Source organism: Providencia sp. Marseille-Q8014, from assembly GCF_965112055.1.
The window spans coordinates 866,392-890,099 of record NZ_CBCOPT010000001.1 but is presented as its reverse complement, the minus strand read 5'-3'; the positions used below and the strand labels follow the sequence as shown (position 1 = coordinate 890,099).

At 40.2% G+C, this 23,708-nt stretch carries 22 protein-coding genes, 1 tRNA gene and 1 pseudogene; 4 read left to right on the top strand and 20 right to left on the bottom strand.

Features of this window, described 5'->3' with window-relative positions; genetic code table 11:
• Positions 1-40: 40 nt before the first annotated feature.
• From ACWPW6_RS03815 to tkt, 5 genes are all read right to left on the bottom strand, one after another.
• A complete protein-coding gene (locus ACWPW6_RS03815; protein WP_249999897.1) occupies positions 41-445 on the bottom strand; it encodes a hypothetical protein in 405 nt (134 codons plus the stop codon).
• A gap of 158 nt (positions 446-603) precedes the next feature.
• A complete protein-coding gene (fbaA, locus tag ACWPW6_RS03810) occupies positions 604-1,680 on the bottom strand; it encodes a class II fructose-bisphosphate aldolase (RefSeq protein ID WP_154623656.1) in 1,077 nt (358 codons plus the stop codon).
• Positions 1,681-1,739: 59 nt separating this feature from the next.
• The gene (gene pgk / locus ACWPW6_RS03805) at positions 1,740-2,903 is read right to left on the bottom strand and encodes a phosphoglycerate kinase (protein ID WP_154623657.1); all 1,164 of its coding nucleotides are present in this window, start codon (positions 2,901-2,903) and stop codon (positions 1,740-1,742) included.
• Positions 2,904-2,988: 85 nt separating this feature from the next.
• Entirely contained in the window at positions 2,989-4,008 is a 1,020-nt protein-coding gene (gene epd, locus ACWPW6_RS03800) for an erythrose-4-phosphate dehydrogenase (protein WP_154623658.1), read from the bottom strand.
• A gap of 306 nt (positions 4,009-4,314) precedes the next feature.
• Entirely contained in the window at positions 4,315-6,309 is a 1,995-nt protein-coding gene (gene tkt, locus ACWPW6_RS03795) for a transketolase (protein ID WP_249999895.1), read from the bottom strand.
• 550 nt (positions 6,310-6,859) lie between these two features.
• On the opposite strand from tkt, the gene ACWPW6_RS03790 reads away from it, so the two are divergent.
• Positions 6,860-7,255 carry a DUF6122 family protein gene (locus ACWPW6_RS03790; protein WP_163860724.1) on the top strand — a complete coding sequence of 132 codons (396 nt, stop codon included), beginning with the start codon at positions 6,860-6,862 and terminating at the stop codon, positions 7,253-7,255.
• Between the two features lie 115 nt (positions 7,256-7,370).
• Here ACWPW6_RS03790 and ACWPW6_RS03785 read toward each other — a convergent pair whose 3' ends face one another.
• The 14 genes and pseudogenes from ACWPW6_RS03785 to dnaQ all read right to left on the bottom strand — a co-directional run bounded on the left by ACWPW6_RS03785 (position 7,371) and on the right by dnaQ (position 20,125).
• Positions 7,371-8,054 (bottom strand): TenA family transcriptional regulator, encoded by a 684-nt coding sequence (locus ACWPW6_RS03785; protein ID WP_163860723.1) that lies wholly within the window; start codon positions 8,052-8,054, stop codon positions 7,371-7,373.
• A 363-nt stretch (positions 8,055-8,417) separates the two neighbouring features.
• Positions 8,418-8,800: pseudogene (locus ACWPW6_RS03780) on the bottom strand (transposase); the annotation flags it as partial.
• A gap of 283 nt (positions 8,801-9,083) precedes the next feature.
• Complete coding sequence (locus ACWPW6_RS03775) at positions 9,084-10,118, bottom strand: hypothetical protein (RefSeq protein ID WP_249999892.1); 1,035 nt, start codon at positions 10,116-10,118, stop codon at positions 9,084-9,086.
• A 226-nt stretch (positions 10,119-10,344) separates the two neighbouring features.
• Positions 10,345-10,869: a fimbrial protein gene (locus ACWPW6_RS03770; RefSeq protein WP_225829620.1), complete on the bottom strand. Its 525-nt coding sequence runs from the start codon at positions 10,867-10,869 to the stop codon at positions 10,345-10,347.
• Between the two features lie 35 nt (positions 10,870-10,904).
• Entirely contained in the window at positions 10,905-11,375 is a 471-nt protein-coding gene (locus ACWPW6_RS03765) for a fimbrial protein (RefSeq protein WP_227698440.1), read from the bottom strand.
• 53 nt (positions 11,376-11,428) lie between these two features.
• The gene (locus ACWPW6_RS03760) at positions 11,429-11,953 is read right to left on the bottom strand and encodes a fimbrial protein (RefSeq protein WP_223854850.1); all 525 of its coding nucleotides are present in this window, start codon (positions 11,951-11,953) and stop codon (positions 11,429-11,431) included.
• 14 nt (positions 11,954-11,967) lie between these two features.
• Positions 11,968-12,657: a fimbrial protein gene (locus ACWPW6_RS03755; protein WP_410242002.1), complete on the bottom strand. Its 690-nt coding sequence runs from the start codon at positions 12,655-12,657 to the stop codon at positions 11,968-11,970.
• The gene (locus ACWPW6_RS03750; protein ID WP_042117401.1) at positions 12,641-13,390 is read right to left on the bottom strand and encodes a fimbria/pilus periplasmic chaperone; all 750 of its coding nucleotides are present in this window, start codon (positions 13,388-13,390) and stop codon (positions 12,641-12,643) included. Before ACWPW6_RS03750 ends, ACWPW6_RS03755 begins: the two co-directional genes overlap by 17 nt.
• A gap of 78 nt (positions 13,391-13,468) precedes the next feature.
• Positions 13,469-16,003: an outer membrane usher protein gene (locus ACWPW6_RS03745; protein WP_249999887.1), complete on the bottom strand. Its 2,535-nt coding sequence runs from the start codon at positions 16,001-16,003 to the stop codon at positions 13,469-13,471.
• Positions 16,004-16,070: 67 nt separating this feature from the next.
• Positions 16,071-16,595, bottom strand: coding sequence for a fimbrial protein (locus ACWPW6_RS03740; protein WP_004927221.1), 525 nt, complete (start codon positions 16,593-16,595; stop codon positions 16,071-16,073).
• A gap of 74 nt (positions 16,596-16,669) precedes the next feature.
• On the bottom strand, positions 16,670-17,230 hold the full coding sequence (locus ACWPW6_RS03735) for a fimbrial protein (RefSeq protein ID WP_249999885.1): 561 nt from the start codon (positions 17,228-17,230) through the stop codon (positions 16,670-16,672).
• A 153-nt stretch (positions 17,231-17,383) separates the two neighbouring features.
• Positions 17,384-17,779, bottom strand: a complete 396-nt coding sequence (locus ACWPW6_RS03730) for a helix-turn-helix domain-containing protein (protein WP_163860720.1) — start codon at positions 17,777-17,779, stop codon at positions 17,384-17,386.
• 1,393 nt (positions 17,780-19,172) lie between these two features.
• Positions 19,173-19,249 (bottom strand) — tRNA-Asp (locus ACWPW6_RS03725).
• Positions 19,250-19,363: 114 nt separating this feature from the next.
• Positions 19,364-20,125, bottom strand: a complete 762-nt coding sequence (gene dnaQ / locus ACWPW6_RS03720) for a DNA polymerase III subunit epsilon (RefSeq protein WP_154624045.1) — start codon at positions 20,123-20,125, stop codon at positions 19,364-19,366.
• A 54-nt stretch (positions 20,126-20,179) separates the two neighbouring features.
• Here dnaQ and rnhA point away from each other — a divergent pair, with 54 nt between their 5' ends.
• On the top strand, positions 20,180-20,650 hold the full coding sequence (gene rnhA / locus ACWPW6_RS03715) for a ribonuclease HI (RefSeq protein WP_154624044.1): 471 nt from the start codon (positions 20,180-20,182) through the stop codon (positions 20,648-20,650).
• Positions 20,651-20,716: 66 nt separating this feature from the next.
• Here rnhA and ACWPW6_RS03710 read toward each other — a convergent pair whose 3' ends face one another.
• Complete coding sequence (locus tag ACWPW6_RS03710) at positions 20,717-21,442, bottom strand: class I SAM-dependent methyltransferase (protein WP_154624043.1); 726 nt, start codon at positions 21,440-21,442, stop codon at positions 20,717-20,719.
• A 39-nt stretch (positions 21,443-21,481) separates the two neighbouring features.
• On the opposite strand from ACWPW6_RS03710, the gene gloB reads away from it, so the two are divergent.
• Together gloB and mltD are read left to right on the top strand one after the other, a co-directional pair.
• Positions 21,482-22,237: a hydroxyacylglutathione hydrolase gene (gene gloB, locus ACWPW6_RS03705; RefSeq protein ID WP_154624042.1), complete on the top strand. Its 756-nt coding sequence runs from the start codon at positions 21,482-21,484 to the stop codon at positions 22,235-22,237.
• Positions 22,238-22,315: 78 nt separating this feature from the next.
• Positions 22,316-23,653 carry a murein transglycosylase D gene (gene mltD, locus ACWPW6_RS03700; RefSeq protein ID WP_154624041.1) on the top strand — a complete coding sequence of 446 codons (1,338 nt, stop codon included), beginning with the start codon at positions 22,316-22,318 and terminating at the stop codon, positions 23,651-23,653.
• The last annotated feature ends 55 nt before the right edge of the window (positions 23,654-23,708 follow it).

Genomic DNA, 23,708 nt, shown 5'->3' with positions numbered 1-23,708 from the left:
TTAACTATATAAAACTAAAAGTAGTACAACGTGATTTCTTTTAGTTTTTAGCATTTCGCCCATAGCTTTCTAAAATATTATTTATTACTTTTTTATCCGAAAATGCCTGTCTATATCCATTTTCAGATTGTATTTCCCCTGCGATATACGTTTGAGAAATTTTATTTACACCGAAGTAAAGGGATACCTTTTTACCAATATTTTTACTCAGAAAAGAATTAAATCTTTCCGAACATTTAGGTGTTCTATTGATCTCAATATTCAAAACATAGTCATTTTTTAACTCTGAATGTCCCAATTGAAGTACTGAAACACACTCTTTTTCTAAAATAAACTCATCATTTTCAAATTTATAGACGAGCCTATCGTTGTTACCTGCCACTGAACAACCTATTGATAAGACACCAACAATAGCGATTAAAAAATTCTGGTTCCATCGACTCACTCAAATATCTCCTTTATAACAAATAAAAAATAATAACTTCCATATTAGCTTGTTATACATTTAGTTTCAGTGCTCAAAAATACAAAAATCCCCCAGTAAGATAACCCTACTGAGGGATGGATTTAGCGATTAGCTTGGTTAACCAAGCCTAAGCACAATTATAGAACGTCAACGCAGTTCAGTTCTTTGAACGCTTGCTCTAAACGAACAACCATGGATTCTTGACCTTTACGCAGCCATACGCGTGGGTCATAGTATTTTTTGTTAGGCTTGTCATCACCTTCTGGGTTACCCAACTGACCTTGCAGATAACCTTCGTTCTTTTTGTAGTAGTTCAGGATACCTTCCCAAGTTGCCCACTGAGTATCTGTATCGATGTTCATTTTGATAACACCGTAGCTAACCGCTTCTTTGATTTCAGCAGCGCTTGAGCCAGAACCACCGTGGAAAACGAAGTCTAGGCTGTTGTGAGGCAGATTAAATTTCTCAGAAACATAGTCCTGTGAGTTACGTAGAATTTTTGGCGTTAACTGGACGTTACCTGGCTTATAAACACCGTGAACGTTACCGAAAGAAGCCGCGATAGTGAAACGTGGGCTGATTGCGCTCAGTTTCTCATACGCGTAAGCAACGTCTTCTGGTTGAGTGTACAGCGCTGAACTGTCCATACCGGTGTTATCAACACCGTCTTCTTCACCACCAGTACAACCCAGTTCGATTTCTAGCGTCATGTCAATTTTTGCCATGCGAGCCAGATACTTAGCACAGATCTCGATATTTTCTTCCAGAGTTTCTTCAGACAGGTCGATCATATGTGAAGAGAACAGAGGCTTACCGGTTTTCGCGTAATGTTTTTCACCTGCATCTAACAAACCATCAATCCATGGCAGCAATTTACGTGCGCAGTGGTCAGTATGTAGGATCACAGGAACACCATAATGCTCAGCCATTTGATGAACATGATGTGCGCCAGAGATTGAACCCAGAATAGCGGCTTGTTGCCCTTCTGCTTTCAAGCCTTTACCCGCGATAAAAGCCGCACCGCCGTTAGAAAACTGAACAATAACTGGAGCACGTACTTTCGCTGCCGCTTCAAGTACGGCATTAATTGAGTCTGTACCGACACAGTTCACCGCTGGCAATGCGAAGTTATTTTCTTTGGCAACTGCGAAAACTTTCTGTACATCATCACCTGTGAGAACACCCGGTTTTACAAAATCAAAAATTTTAGACATTTGAAAAGGTCCTGTGTTAAACAGGCTGCCTACGCAGCCTGTTGTTCATGACAAATTAATTACGCTTTAGCACGTTCTTCCAGCATGACAACCGCCGGCAGTTTTTTACCTTCAACGAATTCAAGGAATGCACCGCCGCCTGTTGAAATGTATGAAATCTTATCCGCAATACCGAATAAATCGATAGCCGCTAATGTATCACCACCACCCGCGATAGAGAAAGCTTCACTATCAGCGATTGCACGTGCAACGATTTCGGTTCCTTTACGGAAGTTAGGGAATTCAAAAACACCAACTGGGCCATTCCACAGAATGGTTTTAGCATTTTTCAGAATTTCAGCCAGACGCTCAGCAGACTCGTCACCTAAGTCGAGGATCTGCTCATCATCTTTAATTTTAGTACTTGATTTTAATGTCGCTTCCGCAGTTTCAGAGAACTCCGTTGCTACACGGACATCAGTCGGTACTGGAATATGGCAGTTTGCCAATAATTTTTTCGCTTCTGGGATCAGATCCGCTTCATATAAAGAGCGACCAACATTATTACCTTCAGCGGCAATAAAGGTGTTTGCAATACCACCACCCACAATTAATTGATCGGCAATTTTAGAGAGTGAATCTAAAACGGTCAGTTTTGTCGATACTTTTGAACCACCGACAATCGCCACCATTGGGCGAGCAGGGTTATCCAGTGCTTTACCTAATGCTTCAAGTTCAGCGCTGAGTAGAGGACCAGCACAAGCAACTGGCGAGAATTTAGCAACGCCATGCGTTGACGCTTGAGCACGGTGAGCGGTACCAAAAGCATCCATGACATAAACATCACACAGTGCAGCATACTGTTTTGACAGCGTTTCATCGTCTTTTTTCTCGCCTTTATTGAAGCGAACGTTTTCCAAAACGACTAACTCGCCTTCCGCGATATCCACGCCACCTAAATAGTCTTTGACTAAACGAACCGGGTAATCAATCTTTTCAGCCAGATAGTCAACAACAGGTTGCAGTGAAAATTCTTCATTATACTCGCCTTCAGTCGGACGACCGAGGTGAGATGTGACCATGACTTTAGCACCTTGCTTGAGAGCAGTTTCAATTGTTGGTAATGAAGCACGGATACGTGCATCAGAAGTAACTTTGCCATCTTTTACAGGAACGTTTAGGTCAGAACGGATGAAAACGCGTTTACCCGCTAGGTCCAAATCGGTCATCTTAATTACAGACATGGTGAATCCTCTTGTTGATTCTCTATAAAGTTTTCATTAATGGCTGTGTGGATCATAGTCTACCCTACCGTCTGTCAGCCGTTAATTAGTTGAAACCTGTTGCTGCCATCGCTAAAGTTGTATCTAGCATCCGGTTAGCAAACCCCCATTCGTTATCACACCAAACAAGGGTTTTAATTAAATGCTTACCGCTCACTCTCGTTTGTGTGCCATCAACAATCGCACTGTGCGGATCATGATTAAAATCCATCGAGACTAACGGTAATTCAGTATAGTCTACTATACCACGAAAATGTCCATGCGCGGCGCTTCGCAAGAGTTGGTTTACCGTTGCTACGCTAACATCACTGTGCACGGTAACACTCAAATCAATGGCTGTCACATTGGTTGTCGGTACACGTACCGATATCGCCTCAAAATGATTTTGAAATTTTGGAAAAATTCGCGTAATACCCGCTGCTAGCTTAGTATCAACCGGAATAATTGATTGGCTGGCAGCTCGCGTTCTTCTTAGGTCATGATGATAAGCATCGATAACAGGCTGATCATTCATTGATGCATGGATTGTTGTTACCGTGCCTGACTCAATACCGAACGCATCATCTAACAGTTTAATGATCGGAATAATACAGTTTGTGGTACAAGATGCGTTTGAAATAATTTTATCGTCAATTGTTAGACTATCATGATTAACGCCATAGACAACTGTCGCATCAAGATCATCCGAGCCAGGATGGGAGAAGAGCACTTTTTTAGCGCCCGCATCGAGGTGAGCTAAACCATCTGCGCGAGAACCGAATGCCCCACTACAGTCAAGCACAACATCAACTCCAAGTTCTTTCCAAGGTAGCGAACTGATATCAGGTTGATGAAAGAGACGAATATTGTCATCGCCGACCTGCAACAGCGAACCGCTAAGGCGGACATCCCAAGCAAAGCGACCATGGCTTGAGTCATACTTCAGCAAATGCGCAATCCCTTCAGGGCTTGCCAGCTCATTAACCGCGACAACCGTAATTTCAGCACGTCGCCCAGACTCATATAAAGCCCTTAGTACACTCCGTCCGATCCGACCGAAGCCGTTAATCGCCACTTTTATTGGCATCCTACACCTTGAATTTCAACAAAATCACACGGCTGATAAGGATAACTGACTCACACAAACTCTACTGCTGATTTTAACGGTCAAACATCAAAAATGTGCTTCACTCGACACTTTTGAAATTTTTTAGCTTATTGACCACAGCAACTGAAACGGTTCAGCTATTTAAGAATTAGATTAAGGGATATAGACACAGAACGCAATAGTCAAAACACATGAAATGCACAAAAAAACAACGCCCCTACAGCAAAATTGATGTAAGGGCGTATTTCACTCTTTCTTACGACCCGTAATTAGGTCGTAAAATAATTACTTCAGCAATGACTTAGCAGCTTTCACTGCGCTTTCAACAGTGATACCGAACTCTTTGAATAGTTCTTCAGCAGGTGCTGATTCACCAAATGTATGCATACCAACGATAGCCCCATTGAGACCTGTATATTTGAACCAGTAATCTGCAATGCCTGCTTCAATAGCAACACGCTTAGTCACACTTGATGGTAGAACGGCTTCACGGTATGCCGCGTCTTGTTTATCAAATACCTCGGTTGAAGGCATTGAAACAACACGTACTTTACGGCCTTCGCCAGTCAGTTGGTCAGCGGCTTTCACTGCTAACTCAACTTCTGAACCTGTCGCGATAAAGATAAGCTCCGGCTGGCCATCGCTATCTTTCAGGATATAAGCCCCTTTCTCGATCTCCGCTAATTGCTTAGCAGTACGTGGTTGCTGCTCCAGATTTTGGCGAGAGAAGATCAGCGCACTTGGGCCATCTTTACGCTCGATAGCGTATTTCCATGCGACAGCAGATTCAACTTGGTCACATGGACGCCATGTATTCATATTAGGCGTTACACGTAAGCTAGCTAATTGCTCAACAGGTTGGTGAGTTGGGCCATCTTCACCCAGACCGATAGAGTCGTGAGTATAAACAAAGATACTACGCACTTTCATCAATGCAGCCATACGCACAGCATTGCGTGCATATTCAACGAACATGAGGAATGTTGCACCATAAGGAACAAATCCACCATGTAAAGCAATACCATTCATGATTGCTGACATACCGAATTCACGTACACCATAATGGATGTAGTTACCCGCTTTGTCTTCATTCAATGGTTTAGAGCCAGACCACATAGTCAAGTTACTTGGTGCTAAGTCAGCAGAACCACCTAAGAACTCAGGCAAGACTTTACCAAAGGCTTCTAAAGCATTTTGTGACGCTTTACGGCTAGCGATGTTGGCAGGATTTGCTTGCAGATTTTCAATAAATTTCTTCGCTTCTGCATCAAAATTAGCAGGCAATTCACCCGCCATACGGCGAGTAAATTCTTCAGCTAATTCAGGGAAGGCTTTTGCGTAAGCGGCGAACTTATCATTCCAAGCCGCTTGTTTTTCTTTACCAGCTTGACGGGCATCCCATGCTTGATAGATATCTTGTGGGATTTCGAATGGACCATACTGCCAGTCTAGATTTTTACGTGTTGCCGCAATTTCGGCATCACCTAATGGTGCACCGTGAACAGATTCTGTACCTGCTTTATTTGGGGAACCAAAACCGATCACGGTTTTACACATAATCAGCGTTGGTTTATCTGTTTCGCGCTGTGCTTCTGTGACAGCAGCATGAATTTGATCGGCATCGTGACCATCGATATCACGAATAACATGCCAGCCATAAGCTTCAAAACGTGCTGCGGTATCATCAGTAAACCAACCTTGTACATGACCGTCGATAGAGATACCGTTGTCATCATAAAACGCAATCAGTTTATTTAATTTCAGTGTCCCTGCTAGAGAGCACACTTCGTGTGAGATACCTTCCATCATACAACCATCACCCATGAACACATAAGTGTGATGGTCGACGATGTCATGGCCTGGGCGGTTAAATTGCGCCGCTAAAGTGCGTTCAGCGATAGCAAAACCGACTGCGTTTGCAATACCTTGCCCTAATGGACCTGTGGTGGTTTCAACGCCTGGAGTATAGCCATATTCAGGGTGGCCTGGTGTCTTAGAGTGGAGTTGACGGAAGTTTTTTAGCTCATCGATAGATAAGTCATAACCCGTCAGATGCAGCAAGCTATAGATCAGCATTGAACCATGGCCATTAGAGAGAACAAAACGGTCACGGTTAGCCCAGTGTGGATCTGCTGGGTTATGATTCATATAGTCACGCCACAGAACTTCAGCAATATCGGCCATGCCCATAGGCGCGCCAGGGTGCCCTGATTTTGCTTTTTGAACCGCATCCATACTTAGACAGCGGATAGCATTAGCAAGGGTTTTACGAGTCGTCATTAGTATACTCCAGGTCGGATAAAAACGTACTTAAACCAATTTTCACAACGCAATACGGAATTATTGCACTTTTTCATAGGCAAACTATGAAACTAACGCAATTTGCTCCATACAGCAATTATTCGCTACATTTGTGCCCGCGAATCGTCAATAAATTAAGCCATTTCAGAGCTGAATCCTTTCCATTGCGCAAAATATCACTTAAAGATGAGTTTTTTGCGCAATTCATTACCCTTATTAAACCTGAGTTTACCATCAGGGATCAAGGTGATTTATGCTTCTTATGCATTTAGAGATAACAATAGTGATTATTGACAAATTTTGCTATGAAAAATTGGCTGATTAGATAGGAGATAAACATGTGCTCTACATATCGAAACAAAAAATCCCCTTTCGTTATACGACTTGGTTATAATCTCGATACAATAGCAGCCCACTAGCCACCAGAAAATGAGTACATTTAGCTCAAACGCACTGAATAATCCAAGGCAGATAAGCATGAAGAAGAGATATCTGCTAATAAATAAAATAATGCATTAGAGGTTTAATTGTGGCATTTGAAATTTTTCGCAATATCGTGCACTACGGTTTTCATTTTTTAGTGCCAATCTTATTTGGCTATCTATTTTGGCGAAAAAATTGGAAATTAGCGGCATTGTTGATGATAGCAACCATGGCGATCGATTTAGATCATTTACTGGCCGATCCGATTTTTGATCCTAATCGCTGCGGTATTGGTTTCCATCCGTTACATACTGGTTGGGCAGCTATCGCGTATGTGATGATATTTTTACTGCCATCATGGAAATTAAAAGCAATTGCGGTGGGGTGTTTATTCCATCTTTTTACCGATTCAGTGGATTGTTATATGGGGAGTTTAAAACAAAATACCACCAATATAGTTCTCATTGAGAAATATCATGAGCACAGAACCTCACTATATTAGTGGTTAGCCATATACAAACCAAAATCGGCTATTTATGATAATAAATATCCATGCTCATAAATAGCCAGATTCTACATTTAACCTATATTACTAAGAATAATAAATATCCTTGGAGCTACTTACTCATGCTCCGATAAAAACCAACATACGCATTAGCAAATAATTGGCAGCCAAATTTGATACCTTCTTTAATCATAAATTGATATTTTGGTTCATCCCAATATTGATTGACAACTTTCAAAAAATCTTCCGAGTGTTCAATATCCAGTTCTCGATGTAAGCCATAATGGGTGATCTTATCTTCTGGAAGCCAACCCTCTTTAGCTATCGCTTCAAATATCATGCACGACACATCAACAAATGTTCTCTCAATACCCGCATACATAGAAGCAGCAAAACGAAAATCACAAAAAGAAGAAACTCCACGTAATGCTTCATTAAAGATCCGAGCATTAGGTGGGGGGTTTTGTAAATCAATACTGGATATATCACCACCTAAACGTTCGATTAAAGTTATGATTGTATTTCCATGCACATTTTCCTTAACACCTTGACCGTGTTCTTCCCAAAGATTCCCCACCAAGGCAATTCGTGAAATAGGGTCGGATATATTGGCTATAATTTGTGCCATTGGCCTACTGAAAAAATAAACCATCGGTGCAAATTCTAATTGGCTATTTAAAAATTGTTCATGGGTCATTTCACCAGAAGTCAGAGATTTAAAATAGGGATTTTCAGGCAGATTTAAATCAAGTATAGATGATTCCAATTGGTTTTTTAATTCTATATTCAATGACATACATCAACCTCCAAGTTTATTTTCAGGGAAGAATACGTTTTTTATCAAACAAGATAAAAGTAAATTAATCATTTCCTTTAAAATAACCATGGCATATTTCAGTTACATTGACTTATATTTAATTATATTAATCATTAATAATTTATTAGCTCATTAAATTACCGATAAAAATAGCATCATAAAATATACAAATTTAAATAATTCACATCATTAACAAAGTGAAATAACCATTCTAATTCCCAATATATAAATTATATTTACATCACTTTAGTTTAATTAAAAGTACACAATGATATTTTGTCGCTTCTATGGAAGCTAAAAATAATTACGCCGGGGGTATTTTTACCGATTCACTGGATTGTGATATGAAAAGAGTTTAATACTAAACACGCCACATAATATTTGAATACGGTAGCTTTGGCTCAGTTTTTTAATTATCGCAAGTTGTTCAGGGAGTCTGACATCACCAGAAAAGTAGCCTTCTTTAAGAGCTCGTCATGCTTTTCGAGATGAGCAATTTTCTTTTTTAGTGCACGAATTTCAACTTGTTCTGGTGTCATTGCCGATGCTTTTGGCGAAATACCTTTACGCTCGTTTTTGAGTTGCCGCCCCCATTATCCAATGGTTGATTTACCCACGCCCATGGCATTGGCAGCTTCGGCCGCGGAACAATTTTAATCAATGACAAATTGAGTCGCTTCAAGTTTAAGTTCAGCACTTAAAAATCGTTTTATACGTTTTGCAATAAATGTCACCTGTTTTTTATGAGGTAATATATCACCTCTGACTTGGTAACCAAATTAACTTTACTACTCCAAATTTTCATAAATCCAGTAAATTTCTGAGAAATGGGAACATATTCAATTTCTGTAGCTATTACTTATAAGATTAGTCTAATATGCACTCATTTCTCTAAATAAAAATACCGTTGATAGCACCTGCATATCCAAAATTAGAGCAAATGGCATCACTCAATTTGTAAATAGCAATGAAATTGATGTCGCTTTATTATTTATTGTAAGATGCATTTCAATTAATTGTACCTATTACTACAACACTTGTTTGATATTCCCCTGCTGTAACACTCCCTGTAGACGATTTTAGCTGTCCATCAATTGTGAATGTCACTTCCCCTATCCCCGTATTAACGATCGATGACCCGCCTAATTTCCCATTTATACCAATAGAAGCATTAAAAGGGCCCAGTTTAACTGAATCTCCACCAACCACAGTAAAGGTAATAGATGCATCCTTTGTACAAGATACTGAGCCTATAGATTGAGCCATGTTTCCAGCCCAGTCATTCATGCCTACAGTTCCAAAGTTCAGATCAGGTAAATTCACATTACATACAGCTGGGATGTCAGGAATTAACCCAGAAGGAATATCAGTGCCACGTACAGTATTATAAAATAAAGACCGGCAAGTAGAACTGTTGACTGTATTTGATGTGCAAGCGATTACATCTGCCAAAGCAGTCATAGACCCATTACGAGGTAAAACCCGAGTATGATTATAACTTCCATTTGAGCAAGACCGATTGGCACATATACCAGATATACCCCGCCAAATATAAAATTTGTTGATGCTTGGTAATGGAATATTAACTGTCGGTAAATCGGATAAAATAGCTTGATTACATGGTTTATCAACCTTTATATACAGATTGGGATCATAAAATACATCACCAAACACATCCCAACGCAGATGCCCGTAACTGTAATCATACCCGCCGTCAGACTCAGAAAAGTATAGAGTTCCATACAAATAACATGATGATCCTCCTGATACGTTAGAAAGCGTATTGTATTTAGCATCAATAGTCACTGCTCCACCGGAGTAGCCATAACTTTCAGCGGACATAACTCCAGTATCATACCCAACAGAATCGGTTATAGGACGCCGATCAATATTATCTTGGATTTTATATACTGTTCCAAATATTGAAAAAGACCCTTCACCATATCCTATTGCTCTTTGCGGAGTATTGTTCTGATTGAAGTAAGATGCCCCAATAGAAGTTAATGGAAAAGTGAATAGCAAAAGAGCTAACTGAATGCGCATTTATGGATTCCTTGTGTCGCTTGATAATGAATACTCATCAACGAAATCTATTTTGAAATTGAATACCAAGAAATTTGCCACCGCTTAAACTGTTATTGTGAGATAAATACTAAGCAATAGATGGCAAATAAATCACTACTAAACCTTAGCGAGCATTGACGTATATAGTCTTGCACTAGCCTGATAGAAAACACCCCGTCTCTACCCCGTAAAATGGAGCATCGCTTCACTGATATATCAACATATACGTCAGCGTCGCCGTAAAAAAACCCGGCTGAATGCTCTCTACCGTTGCGTCTTCCACTGCCTGTATATATGACCGTAACCGTATCGTCATATCCCCTTTTTTTATCGGCATTAAAGGCTCTACCTGAGTGTTATTAATGGGTAACGCTACACCACTCGGGGTTTCAAGACCTATCGCAATCCCACTAGCCTGACTTCCAGCATCCACATTCAGTAATCCATTGTCGGTCGTCGAAACACCGCTAAATTTCACTGCAATACTATTTCCCAAAGAAGTATCACAATCCGTCAAATGAAATTGGATGTCTTCCTTGCTATAACGACGTTGTCCATTCAGCAAATCCTTTGAATTAATATTGCCCCCAAAGTCAACTCCGAAGTTCTCATAATTCGGGTCAACCGTGCACGGCAACGCAATCAACGTTCCACTGTACTGAATATCATTACTGTTCGCCGCCTGAGCCACTGACGGTAGAAAACTGCAACACCACAGTATTGCACTCATCGACATCCAGAAAGTTCTCTTGTGATTGAATATCCTCATGGGTAATTCATCTCCACACTGGCCGTCGCGGTAAAATTCCCTTCATATAACATTGCAGACGGGTCAGTATCCTTCACTGGCACCGCATACAAGGGTAAAGTTGCAACGCCATTATCCGACATCGTTATCGGTGTCCCTGTGTTAGGTGGTATGACGACCCCTTGATGGTATAATCGAACCCCCAACCCGGTCTGACTAGCTTGCAAGGCTTTATTATCAAAACTCTCCGCGACCATCCCGCGATACTCAAGATATAACGCCACGGCATTCCCAAGCCCTGTTCCGCAACTCAGCGTCAAGGTAAAGTCTTGGCGATAGTTTTCGCCATTAATCTTGGTGATCCCCACCTCTCCAAACGGCACGCGGATCGGCTGGTCAACCCCGTCCGGCCCCGCCACATCACACGGCGGGTTTTGGATTAAGTTGGCGGTAAAGTTCACATCTACCGCATACGTCGTCAGCGGCATCAAGCCGCTTAGCCATAATGCCATTGCATATATCTTAGCTTGTCGGTTCATCATTATTGATACTCCACACTCAACGTCGCGGATGCAGTCATCTGACCGTCATTAATCCCCCCAGTCCCACTGCCAATCGGTATCACACTAAGGGTTGGCTGAGTGCTATAATTAAAATGACGCCAGACGCCTAAATTCAGATTACTGTTACCCGCCATAAGGCGTAATCCTAAGTTCTGATCCGAGGTGGACAACACATTCGCCGCTTGGCCACTCATGCGGGGGCCATCAAATTTCAGTTTTAAGGCTGGATTACTTGCTGCATCGTCGCAACTTAGAGTATACGGAATGTCAGTTTTTCCGTAGCTAACCCCATCGATGTTTTTTATGATCAGGTCGCCCATCGCCACATTGATGGGCTGTCCAATCCCGTCAGGCCCGTAGATATCACAGGTCTTCTCAACTACCGTGACCTTCACGGTTAAGGTATAGGTTTCTGCAAGGGTCGCCGCTGAACACAGCATCAAACTGCTCATCAACAGACTGGTTGCCAGCACTTTCGGCAGTCGACATCGTCTCATTGTCATAATGATGACCACTCCTACTCGTACAACATTTCAAATGCAATCAGCGCCGAATACGCCCCCGGCACAAGCTGCCCCGTTCTCACCGGCGTCACGTAATAGGTCAACTGACTTTGCCCTGAAGGCAATAACTGTGGCTCACTTTCTAACCCCAAAGGTAGCAGTGAACCATTTGGTGTCGTGATAGCCAGCCCCAATCCTTTTACCCCATTGACACGAACGATATCCGGCATTGATGGCACACTATCTGCTAAAAAACGAATTTTGACTGCTGGTTGACTGGAGCTCCATGCTGTCATTCCCGTTTGTATATTATCTAAACGAGTCTCTGTTTCTAAACAGTCCTCTAACTCAATCTGAAACGGTACGGGTGCTCCTCTACCATTATGCTGCAAGGTACTGGTATCCAAATTCCCCATCTCGACTGATTGGTAACTAGATGTCATCGCTAGCCGACATGGGCTTTCCGTTAATGAACCAGACACGTACAACACACCATGCTGTCCATCGACATTCCAGTTATCTACTGGCCGATAGAGATTGCCATTATTATCCGCCGCCATACCTGATAAACTGACGGTGCTGCTAAACATCGCTAGAAGTAAGCCGTATCGGAAAACGTTTTTTCTTTGTAAGTCTGTCATGCGCACTCCTTCAATATGGGCACCGTCAGTCGGGTGCTTACTCGAATTATTCGCTTTTACCATTTGGAACAACCTGACAGCTCGACACCTGACAGCGGAAGGTCAAATTAGGGCGTCCACCATAATCATTGATGTAAGTCAGTACGGGATTATTTCCTAATTGATTAGCGCTGATGCCTAAATCATCCTGTCCAAACGGTGGCACCATGACTGGTGTAAAATCTTTACCATCCGATGCTTTGCCATTAGTCGTCGCATTAATAATCGTGACGTAATACGGTGTGGGATTTTTCACGATATAACGTTCACCTTGTTTATCTAAGGTTAATTTGTCTTGCCATGGCGCACCGTTTTTTTCAGGTATTATCGCTTTAGGTCGATAAAACAGCTTCACTCGTGTTTGCAGAGCAATTTGTAATGTGTTTGGTTTATCGCTTTTTGGCGGTATTTCTCGTAAATTAAAATAAAATAAAGACTCACGATCTTGAGGTAACGAATTAATAGCAGGTAATGCTTCAATTTTTACTTGGCTTGATTTACCTGGCTCTATACGCTGTACGGGCGGTAATACAACCAATGGCGATTGGATCTTCTGCCCTTCCGCATTTTCAATCCACCCTTGCGCTAAATATGGTAACTGTTTGTTGTTATTTGAAATATTGAGTGAGATTGACTTTTGTCCACCATCAAAAATAACCCGAGTCCTATCCATCGATACCGCGGAATAAGCTGTGCTGCTAAATAATGCCAAACCAATTAACCCCATGGTTGTACGATAAGAAATCGTTAATTGCATAGTTATTTACCTTTTATTTCTGTGTTCTCTCTTGAGCCATGCTTTTCGTGAATTAGGCTATTCTTGTGCTGAATAAAACTATCTTTTCGCTATCACTGTTGATGCTGGTAACGTTGTCGGAATACACGGCAGTAGTAATGCTTCCTGTAAAGAACCTAACTGAATAGGAAAAGTGATCTGGCAAGCCTTATCTTCTCCCCATGTCACAGTCATCACACTCTGAGGGTTAATACCACTGATATAAGCACTTCCAGAATCACCCACAATTCCTGTGTTTTGCGCTTTACTGTTTTGTATTTGAGCGCCGAATGGCGGGTGGCTACCATCAGGCAATCGCAGTACAGTCATCGCTTTTTGTCCTGATACCACAGCAAAATGACGATAACCTACAGCGCCTTCTGTGAGCGTAGCTTGTACTACCGACTGCTGTGCTTCTACATTGTCTGGTAATGCATTTAAATCAATTTGAGCCTTACTACGGTAGTAACTACTCACATCACCAACAATGGCTTTACCAAACATATTCGAGGTGATCGGTGCACCTATCCCTTTGATCGGTACATTCGAAACACCATCGGTATCGACTAACATTCGCGTTCCTCCTAATGTATTAACACGATGAAGTCCGCCTCCCTCTGGGGTAAAAGTCATTCCACCGCTCATTGATAGACCAAATGCACTATATTGGTTATGCATATAACTCACATTAGCCGTTAAACGTGCGATATCAGCTTGATGGGTGATAAATGCACTTCCCGTTCCTCCTTTTTTGCTACTCCCAGCACTCAACTGGTATGTCGTTCGATCATTGATTCGGTCGTAATAGGTCGCCCGATTTGTCGTATCGTAGCGACTACTATTCAGCGAATACCCTACGTTGGCGCCGTTACTTAAGGGGAATGAGGTCGATAGATATATACTGTCATCCTTGACACCGTTATAAACACTGCGGTTTGCCGATAAGTTAACACTGATATTTTTGAGTGAACCAATATCCATATATTTCGACAGCATAATGCTGTAATAATCATTATCCGGCTGATCCCAATAAGTTTGGTGGTTATAGTTGAGGTATAACGACATTCCTAACTCACCGAAATTTTTATTCAGCGATATCGTATATAACTCTTTACTTCCTCCATAACGCTCACCGGTTTTCAGTGCATTTAAGAAATCAGACATCGACATAAAGTCACGCTCGGAAAAGCGATAACCTGCAAATTGAATAGTGCTATCAATCGCCTCAAAACGTTTAGAGTAATTAATACGGTAAGAACCTCCGCTTAAATTCCCCATATTTGGTAATCGAGCAAAAGATTGAGTAACATCGAAAGATAAAGCTCCAAATGCCAATAAATCACGCCCAATACCCAGCGATACGGCATTGTAATTTTTACTATTCAGGCTACCGCCAAATAGTGACCAGCCATTGTTGACTCCCCACGAAAATTCACCCGTGACAAAAGAATCCCCTTCACTGTGACGCTGATAATTAGTTGGCTGGCCTAATGCTAATTTGTATTGCATTTGCCCCGGACGCGTTAAATAAGGCAAGCTAGCTGTATCTATTTGAAAGTCTTGAGTTGTACCATCTTGTTCTTTAACTGTGATATCGAGTTTGCCACTAACAGCATCACTCAAATCCTGAATACGAAACGGCCCAGGAGCGACTTGTGTTTCGTACAACACTCGCCCTTGCTGGCTAACTATTACCGTCGCATTTGTTTTTGCGATACCTGTCACTTCTGGTGCATAACCACGCAAATTTGGCGGGAGCATATTCAATTCAGAACGCACACTGGCGCCAATAAAACGAAATGAATCAAAGATATTAGAAACGAGGTAATCCTCCCCTAATACCAATTTAGCAGCGAGTGACGGCAATGCGCGATAGGCATAAAACCGATTCCAGTCAAAGTCTTTATTAACCGAATCACCAGAACCAGTCGCATGATTTAAACGACCTTGCCAATCAGCGCGAAAGCGCCAAGCCCCTAAGTTCACCCCTACAATACCATTTCCATTTAACGCATAACTATCGTGACCACCGTTATATGAATTATTGGCATTACCATTAATGTTATAGTCCAGCATCAACGCAGCAATTCCCTCATCCCAACGCGATGGTGGATCCCAGTTAGGCGCAGTGAATTCGAGATAAGCTTGTGGGATACTCACGTATAATGACGAGGTAGCTAAATCACCATGGATTTGCATCCCTGGTAAACTACTTGCTGTCAGACACTGTCCGTCATGCCACCATGCCAACTCTTTTTTTGCCGATGAAGTCAATCCAAATTGATCCGCTACCTCTGGCGATATACAAGCTGTACTACCTTGTGGATCATCTTCAGGGGGATAAAAAGGCACTGACACTTCTGAAAACTGCTCGCCATTTACCTTTAATGTTAAAGAATAGGTCCCCGGCATGATGTAACCCGCACGAGAGAACTGCTCTAGATCAATGTTATTTTTATCTTCTAGATCTAGCACATCCGTATTGAATTCAATTGTCTCAGTTGCCCACAATGGCGTTGATAGACCATAGAATGAAAAAACAATGGCTAGGCCTAAGCGACTAAGGCGAAAAAATACAGGTCGTGAAGAAGACATAAATAACATCCCTAAAAATCAGGTTCAGGAAAAACGTAAGCTAAAAAGAAAAAATGACTTTTTATTATTAGTAATAATCCAGCTTAAAACGCAGTGCGCTTTGATATTGCCCCGGACGTAAAGGCTCTTTATCGGCAACTAGCCTTAACCCATAATTCAGTACAGTATTTCCCGGTGCGATAGTTTGTTTCTCTGTGGACTTCCCTGGATAAATAGGCTTCCCATCTGCATCTTGTAATAACAGAGCAACGCCACGCGCATCTCCCGACACCGTAAACCAATTACCAGAAGCAGGACCGTCAAAAGTCACCGTAAAAGCTTGCCAAGGAGAACCGGTATATGGCACTAAAGTGCAACCAATTAGCGTAATAGAGAAAGGGTGAACAGGACCTTGTCCTTGTTGGCGTATTGTTCCAACGGGTAATATTCCCATGTCGACAACCTGTTCATAAGAACCGGTATCAATAGCACATGCAGAATCGACAATACTGCCATTCATGTTGACACTTCCCCATAGTGTGGAAGCTTGTGCTTGTACACTCGGTAAAGTGGCAAATTGACTAACAAGTAACATGACTAAAATAGCTTTCATAACCGAGTTCCCCCTCTTTTATATTTCCCCTAATCACGAAGTGACTTAGGGGAATACTTCATTGACAATAACGATTAGTTATAGGCCAATGTAAAGTTGGTCACAGCTTGGAAACTACCCGGAACAACAGTCGCATCTGACATACCTTGTAGCGCAGCTTGAAAACTCAAAATGTTATTACCTGAGGTATAAGCACGCTCAACGGTTGAATCATTGATATTGATTTTTGCACCTGATTTATTCATCAATACAATACCTGCACCAGACGCATCACCTGTAATTTGAATTAATCCAGTATTGCTACCATTGTTTACCCACTCTGTACCTTCAAATTTCACTTCAACCATATTGTTATATTTTTGGGTAACGCCATCTTTATCTTTATATTCTGCGTTCAACGTGCAACCTTCGAGATGGATCTCAAAAGGCTGAGCTGCGGACATACCACCTTTCTGTAGGGTAACATTAGAAACCTGTCCTAAATCAATAGTTTGGCTTTCATCTCCTGGAGCGATTGAGCATGGTGCTTCAATGATAGCCCCCGTGAAAGTTACTGTCCCTTTTCCTGCATCCACAGCAAAAGCGGATGCACTCATTGCGCCAGAAATTAAGGTTGCTAAAATAATTTTTTTCATGATTGCCTCTGCAATATAAATATATCGTACTTAAAAAATAGGAATGTATTCACAATCCTTCAGACGTGTTTATTCCTAATTATTTAAAGATAAATAATTTAAAAAACTTTAAATAAAAAAGAATGGTGATATAAAATAATTAATAGAAAATAACTAACCCCATAAGTTAGTTTGATCATACCGAGAAAAAGTTTCTAGCTGTTTTTTTAATTCTTCAGACTGCTCAGAAGAACTAAATACATTGTGGTACTGTACACTGATTTTCTTTTCCTTTTCGAATACCCGTAAAAAGACCTGATTAAAGAAATCAGTTAATGAAACATTTAATGCGTTTAAAATAACAATCAATGTATCTATTGTTATATTACAAACCCCACATTCATAGCGTGATATTTGTTGTTGGGAGACATTAACTACCTTAGCTAGCTCCTTTCCGGTCATCAAACGTTCTTTACGTAATTTATGTATTTCTTCTCCAATCGCTTTGGTAAAAACAGTTTTTGAATCATTGAGTTTATTTTTCGGCATTTGCACCGCACCTACTCTCACTATTTTTCTCCATGCATTAAATTAATTAACCTTACTACTCAAACAGTATTAAAATAAATATAACGAACGAAGATAACTAATAAAAACTGATACCCTTAGAAAACCAATTCATTTAAAAACCGACTAAAAATCGAATAAAAAACCTATTCTCTAGACATTTTATGCAACTTTAAGGATATATGAATAAATAATATTGTATTATGCGTTACCACTGAATCAATGCCCATTAATTTACTTGAGCATTCACGCAAAATCAAACCTAATCCATCCCAGCTAGCAGTACAAACAACCACCAGATACACCACTGGAGAGTAAATTAAATATCATAAAAGCTAGCTATATAGCTGGCTTTAACTGCATTCCTTTTTATGAGCATCCATATAAAATGGTTTTTTTAACCACAAAAACACCAATTAAGACGCAAATAAAGATGAAAGTTTTAAATTTAACAAATAGTCATAATTTTTAGTAAAAATATAAATTAATTAATTAATTAAATATCTCTAATAAAGTAACTGAAAAGAAAAAACAACATATTTTTCATATAGATACAAAACCAGGTCTGTTTTTAAAAATAATAACAAATCTTCAAATATCAGATAAGTCACCTTCAATAGTTAACTTTATCTTTTGATTATACTAATAATACTAACCACGATTTCATCGTCGCTTTTAAAATAACAATCACCATAATTAAAAACAAACGTATTTTTAGTTAATTTCTAAATATTGAAAAATCACTATTAATTCAAATAATATAAATATGCAAAAAAAGTGAATATACCTGATTGTGTTTATTTGTTATTTGAAAATTAAACATACTCATAGCGAGTATCAAAAATAGACAAAATTAAACGAAAAGTAAAATTTGAATTTTAAAAATAATTTAAATTGAAAACTATTATTATTATCAATAACAAAAAAGTAATCTTAAAGTCATAAGGAGATGAGTAAGTGATTTATAGATTATTTAACGAGATAGTTTATATCGCCAACAAAAAGAGAATTAAATCGATTTAAGCTATTCAGGATGGGAAGTACTCATAGATTGTAAAGCCAAATGATCCACACAAAAGGACGGGAATTAAAATTATCTAATCAATTTGGTTATAGTCATACCTCAACAGCTATCATTAATGTCATATTAGCTTTCATCTGTTTATTTAGATTTATAAATTGATTACGCGTAATAACAGTCTTATCTCAAGGCTTCGTTCTCTGTTTCATAAACTTTATTACTGACTAGCTGAGAAATCGTCATGAACACAGATTGAGATATCAAGAGCACTCCTATCACTACTTTTATGACGGATTTTTCTTTGACGTGTTTTTTTAAAGGTTAAAAAGCATAAAAACAAAAAGCCCTGACTCTAAGAGTCAGGGCTTCGATATCTGGCGGAACGGACGGGACTCGAACCCGCGACCCCCTGCGTGACAGGCAGGTATTCTAACCAACTGAACTACCGCTCCGAATGTCCCTCTAGGGAACGAGATGCATATTACGAATACTTACCATGCCAGTCAATACTTTTTCTTGAAAAATCGTACAGTTGAACAGTTTTTAGCCTCAAAAGCGAATAAAGACTAATGAATAGTCTCTTCCTCATCTGGAGATTGTCGCCAAAGACAAGGTTTTCCCCCTTTCTTATCTACGATATCAAGTCGTTTTTCATGCTCAATAAGCTCTTCATCGGTCGCATAAAGCACTTTTAAACCACTCGTTGGACGCTCGATGCGTTGTACCTCTTCAACATAGCTTTCATTCGATGTGTCTGCTTCCATAGAAAAAGCTAAAGATGTCTGTCCCCCCGTCATCGCTAAATACACGTCGGAAAGGATCTCAGCATCCAATAAAGCGCCATGCAGTGTACGCTTAGTATTATCAATCAAATAACGATCACACAAAGCATCCAAATTATTTCTTTTACCTGGAAATATTTGTCGAGCAAGCACTAAACTATCGGTTATCTGGCAAAAATCAGCGGTAGGTGGTATGCCTCTATTTAATTTAGCAAATTCATAATCCATAAAACCAATATCAAAGGGAGCGTTATGGATAATGAGTTCAGCACCGCGAATAAACTCAAGGAATTCATCAGCAATATCAGCAAAAGTCGGTTTATCCTGCAAAAATTCATCACTGATACCATGCACTTCAAACGCTTCAGGATCCACTAACCGATTTGGTTTAATGTAGACGTGAAAATTACGGCCAGTCAGCCTACGATTGATGACCTCAACCGCACCAATTTCAATAATATTATGGCCTTCATAATGAACGCCTAACTTATTCATACCGGTGGTTTCGGTATCGAGGACAATTTGTCTTGTTATCGCCGTGCTCATAATGGGTTTTTGTGTCAAACTAGAGATTGATGAATAAGGTAGAGTTTAACAGAAATGACAAAGCAGGTAGAAATTTTCACGGATGGTTCTTGTCTGGGTAATCCAGGCCCAGGGGGGTATGGTGTTCTTCTTCGTTACCAACAACATGAAAAAACGCTCAGTGAAGGCTTTTTTTTAACGACGAATAACCGCATGGAGCTACTGGCTGCTATTGTCGCCCTCGAATCTTTAAAACGCCCATGCGATATCATTTTAACCACCGATAGCCAATATGTTCGCCAAGGGATTACTCAGTGGATACATAATTGGAAACGGCGTCAATGGCGTAAAGCAGATAAATCTCCTGTCGTCAATGTAGACCTTTGGAAACGCCTAGATGCGGCTATCACTCGCCATAAGATCGACTGGCGTTGGGTAAAAGGCCATGCAGGCCATCCTGAAAATGAAAAATGTGATGAGCTCGCTCGACAAGCAGCAGAGTCACCAACTCAAGAAGATACAGGTTACCAACCAGCTCAAAGTTAAATGTTAACTCGCCTATATTATTTGGACGAAATACAGCTCAGCGCATACATTATATTCTTTTGCATGCTATGAGTTCTTTGAGCGATCCGACATACGTTTTGTGGCACCTAATGCGGTACTTATTTTCACTTTGGGCTGTTTAAATTTTAGTAATGTTGGCGTTAATGGATAAGTACGCTTTCGTGCCACAATCACATTCAATGTCCCAATCCCCCCAATACGTTGATTCAACCAATTGTTAGGGCTGTGCCACGGAAATACCTGACAATTACAATGATAAAGCACTTCATAATTTAATAGACTAAGCCAATCGAATACCCTTAACGTTGGAAATAGACGACTACAATAAGGCTGTTGTTTACGAAGAAATGGCACCATTTTCCCAAGGCCTAATAAGCTAAATGGATTAAAGCCTGAAATAATTAACCAACCATCATCAACTAATAGGCGGTCCACTTCACGTAGCATCCAGTGAGGGTCATGGCTATAGGCCAATACATGTGACATTAAGCATGCATCAATAGATTTATTAATAAAAGGAAGAGCTTGGGATTCTGCAAGAACATGGAAACGAGGGTCATCATTCCCTACACTAAACTGATGCGATATCATGCACTCTTCAGTATCGATCTCAGTGCTTAGATGTCCTAACTTAAGCAAATGAAAGCCAAACATTTTTGGCCACCAAGGACGAAGCTGATATTGTAGGGCTTGGCGGTATTGCCTCCCGAATGGGATATCAGACCAACTTACAGGCATCTGGCGTTTTTTTTCAATACGCGCTGGCTTCATCGAAATTCCCCTTAATCACAATATAGAGTAGAGGTCATTATGGAGTTAATACGAGTTCCTGCTTTAAACGATAACTACATTTGGATTCTTACGGATGCTAATCAACAGTGTATCATTGTTGACCCCTCAGAGTCAGAACCCGTCCTCGAAATATTGTCAGCAAAAAAGTTGACTCCTATCGCTATCTTACTCACCCATCATCATAATGACCATACTGGTGGTGTAAAAGGTATTCTGAAAGTGTTTCGTGATCTTCCTGTTTTTGGTCCCCAAGAAACGCAAGTAAAAGGAGCGACAGAATTAGTCAGTGATGGTGATAGTGTCAAAATTGATAATTTTGATTTTAAAATTATCGGTCTACCGGGACATACACTTGGTCATATCGCTTTTTATCACGCTCCTTATCTCTTTTGTGGGGATACCTTGTTCTCAGGTGGCTGTGGCAGAATATTTGAAGGTACACCAGAGCAAATGTATCAATCAATCCAAAAAATAGCCGCCCTTCCCGATGAAACACTCATCTGTTGTGCACATGAATACACCCAATCTAACCTTAAGTTTGCGCATCATATTTGGCCTGAAAACCAACAAATTAGCCAATACCAAGAAGAAGTCGCAGCTAAACGCAGTAAACAGCAAGCTACTGTGCCAACCACACTCAAAACTGAACGAAAAATAAATATTTTTCTACAGTGCGATAATGCCGAGCTGCAAAACAAGTTAAATATAAATCAAGCAAACCCACCACTTAGGGCCGTTTTTACCGTTTTACGTCAATTAAAAGATCATTATTAACGTTTAATTATTGTCTTCTTTGTGTCGGATAAGTATTATTGTTCGACTTTTACACATAAAACAAAGAATATTGACACAATGAAGACAATAGCGACGATTATCGCCATTGTTCTGCTGGCCGGATGCCAAGCTTCACCACAAAAAACCAAGCAGAACAAGTCTTCAGCAAACCACACTATAGAAAGCGTTGCTCCACATAATCAGGCAGCAAGTAGACAAACCTCAACAATAGATAGCGATCTTTGGGGTTATATCAGTGATGAGCTGAAGATGGATATACCTGATAATTCAATCATCAGGGAACAAGCCAGCAATTATTATACAAAACAAAGTTTTCTCTACGATGTCACATTAAGGGCAGAACCTTATATGTATTGGATCGTAGACGAAGTCAATGCACGTAACTTACCAATGGAATTGGCCTTAATTCCTATTATAGAAAGTTCCTTCAATCCAAAAGCAACCTCTCCGGCACAAGCAGCAGGTCTTTGGCAAATTGTTCCTATCACTGCCCGCTCTTACGGATTAAAACAAGACCAGTGGGTCGATGAGCGTCGTGATCTCGTGACATCGACTAAGGCTGCTTTTGATTTGCTCGAAAATTTAAATATTATGTTTGGCCATGATTGGGAACTCACACTGGCTGCTTATAACTGTGGTGAAGGATGTGTGTTGAATGCGATCAAAAAGAACCAAGCCGCTGGATTACCGACGGATTTTTGGTCGTTGTCCTTACCAAAAGAAACTAAACAGTATGTCCCTAAAATATTAGCGCTCAGCCAAGTATTAAGAAACCCTGAAAGATATCAAGTCAAATTACCACGCAGTAATAGAAGTCGCGCATTAACTCAGGTTGATGTAGGGCAACAAATTACCTTAACCCAAGCAGCAGAATTAACAGGTATCTCAGAGGAATCACTAAAAACATATAACTCAGGTTATAAGCGTGGTGTAACATCACCAAATGGTCCTCATTATATTATGTTGCCTACGGCAAAAGCAGAGCAACTTAAATTATCGCTTTCTGACCAAGCCGTTTTAAATAATATTCGTACTGCTGTTGCTCAAAACCAACTTAAACGATCAGCACCACAAACTAATGGCTTTACTCATAAAGTTGTTAAAGGAGAATCGATCGCAAGTATTGCTAAAAAGTTCAATACCACCAGTAAGAGTATTAAACAACTTAATGGGATGAAAACGGCGAATATCTATCCAGGACAAACCCTTAAGATAAAAGGCAGTGCACCTGCATCAAATAAGCGTAAATCCAAAACGTATAAAGTAAAGAAAGGCGATTCTTATTATAGTATAGCCAAAAGACATGGAATTAAGCTCAATGATTTAATGAGTTGGAATTCTGGGGTCAAAATGGCAGATCTAAAGCCAGGCGTTACATTGAATCTTTACCTATAAAATAATTTTTCTTTATGTACCTACCGATTAATCGGTAGGTATTACTTATTTAGTA

Excerpts from the sequence above, each read along its gene's own strand:
- gloB (WP_154624042.1), top strand. The coding sequence starts at position 21,482 with ATGGAGTTAATACGAGTTCCTGCTTTAAACGATAACTACATTTGGATT.
- tkt (WP_249999895.1), bottom strand. The coding sequence starts at position 6,309 with ATGACGACTCGTAAAACCCTTGCTAATGCTATCCGCTGTCTAAGTATG.
- pgk (WP_154623657.1), bottom strand. The coding sequence starts at position 2,903 with ATGTCTGTAATTAAGATGACCGATTTGGACCTAGCGGGTAAACGCGTT.
- ACWPW6_RS03740 (WP_004927221.1), bottom strand. The coding sequence starts at position 16,595 with ATGAAAGCTATTTTAGTCATGTTACTTGTTAGTCAATTTGCCACTTTA.
- ACWPW6_RS03745 (WP_249999887.1), bottom strand. The coding sequence starts at position 16,003 with ATGTCTTCTTCACGACCTGTATTTTTTCGCCTTAGTCGCTTAGGCCTA.
- ACWPW6_RS03755 (WP_410242002.1), bottom strand. The coding sequence starts at position 12,657 with ATGGTAAAAGCGAATAATTCGAGTAAGCACCCGACTGACGGTGCCCAT.
- ACWPW6_RS03735 (WP_249999885.1), bottom strand. The coding sequence starts at position 17,230 with ATGAAAAAAATTATTTTAGCAACCTTAATTTCTGGCGCAATGAGTGCA.
- epd (WP_154623658.1), bottom strand. The coding sequence starts at position 4,008 with ATGCCAATAAAAGTGGCGATTAACGGCTTCGGTCGGATCGGACGGAGT.
- ACWPW6_RS03760 (WP_223854850.1), bottom strand. The coding sequence starts at position 11,953 with ATGACAATGAGACGATGTCGACTGCCGAAAGTGCTGGCAACCAGTCTG.
- fbaA (WP_154623656.1), bottom strand. The coding sequence starts at position 1,680 with ATGTCTAAAATTTTTGATTTTGTAAAACCGGGTGTTCTCACAGGTGAT.
- ACWPW6_RS03710 (WP_154624043.1), bottom strand. The coding sequence starts at position 21,442 with ATGAAGCCAGCGCGTATTGAAAAAAAACGCCAGATGCCTGTAAGTTGG.
- ACWPW6_RS03770 (WP_225829620.1), bottom strand. The coding sequence starts at position 10,869 with ATGAGTGCAATACTGTGGTGTTGCAGTTTTCTACCGTCAGTGGCTCAG.
- dnaQ (WP_154624045.1), bottom strand. The coding sequence starts at position 20,125 with ATGAGCACGGCGATAACAAGACAAATTGTCCTCGATACCGAAACCACC.
- mltD (WP_154624041.1), top strand. The coding sequence starts at position 22,316 with ATGAAGACAATAGCGACGATTATCGCCATTGTTCTGCTGGCCGGATGC.
- ACWPW6_RS03775 (WP_249999892.1), bottom strand. The coding sequence starts at position 10,118 with ATGCGCATTCAGTTAGCTCTTTTGCTATTCACTTTTCCATTAACTTCT.
- ACWPW6_RS03750 (WP_042117401.1), bottom strand. The coding sequence starts at position 13,390 with ATGCAATTAACGATTTCTTATCGTACAACCATGGGGTTAATTGGTTTG.
- rnhA (WP_154624044.1), top strand. The coding sequence starts at position 20,180 with ATGACAAAGCAGGTAGAAATTTTCACGGATGGTTCTTGTCTGGGTAAT.
- ACWPW6_RS03765 (WP_227698440.1), bottom strand. The coding sequence starts at position 11,375 with ATGCCGCTGACGACGTATGCGGTAGATGTGAACTTTACCGCCAACTTA.
- ACWPW6_RS03785 (WP_163860723.1), bottom strand. The coding sequence starts at position 8,054 with ATGTCATTGAATATAGAATTAAAAAACCAATTGGAATCATCTATACTT.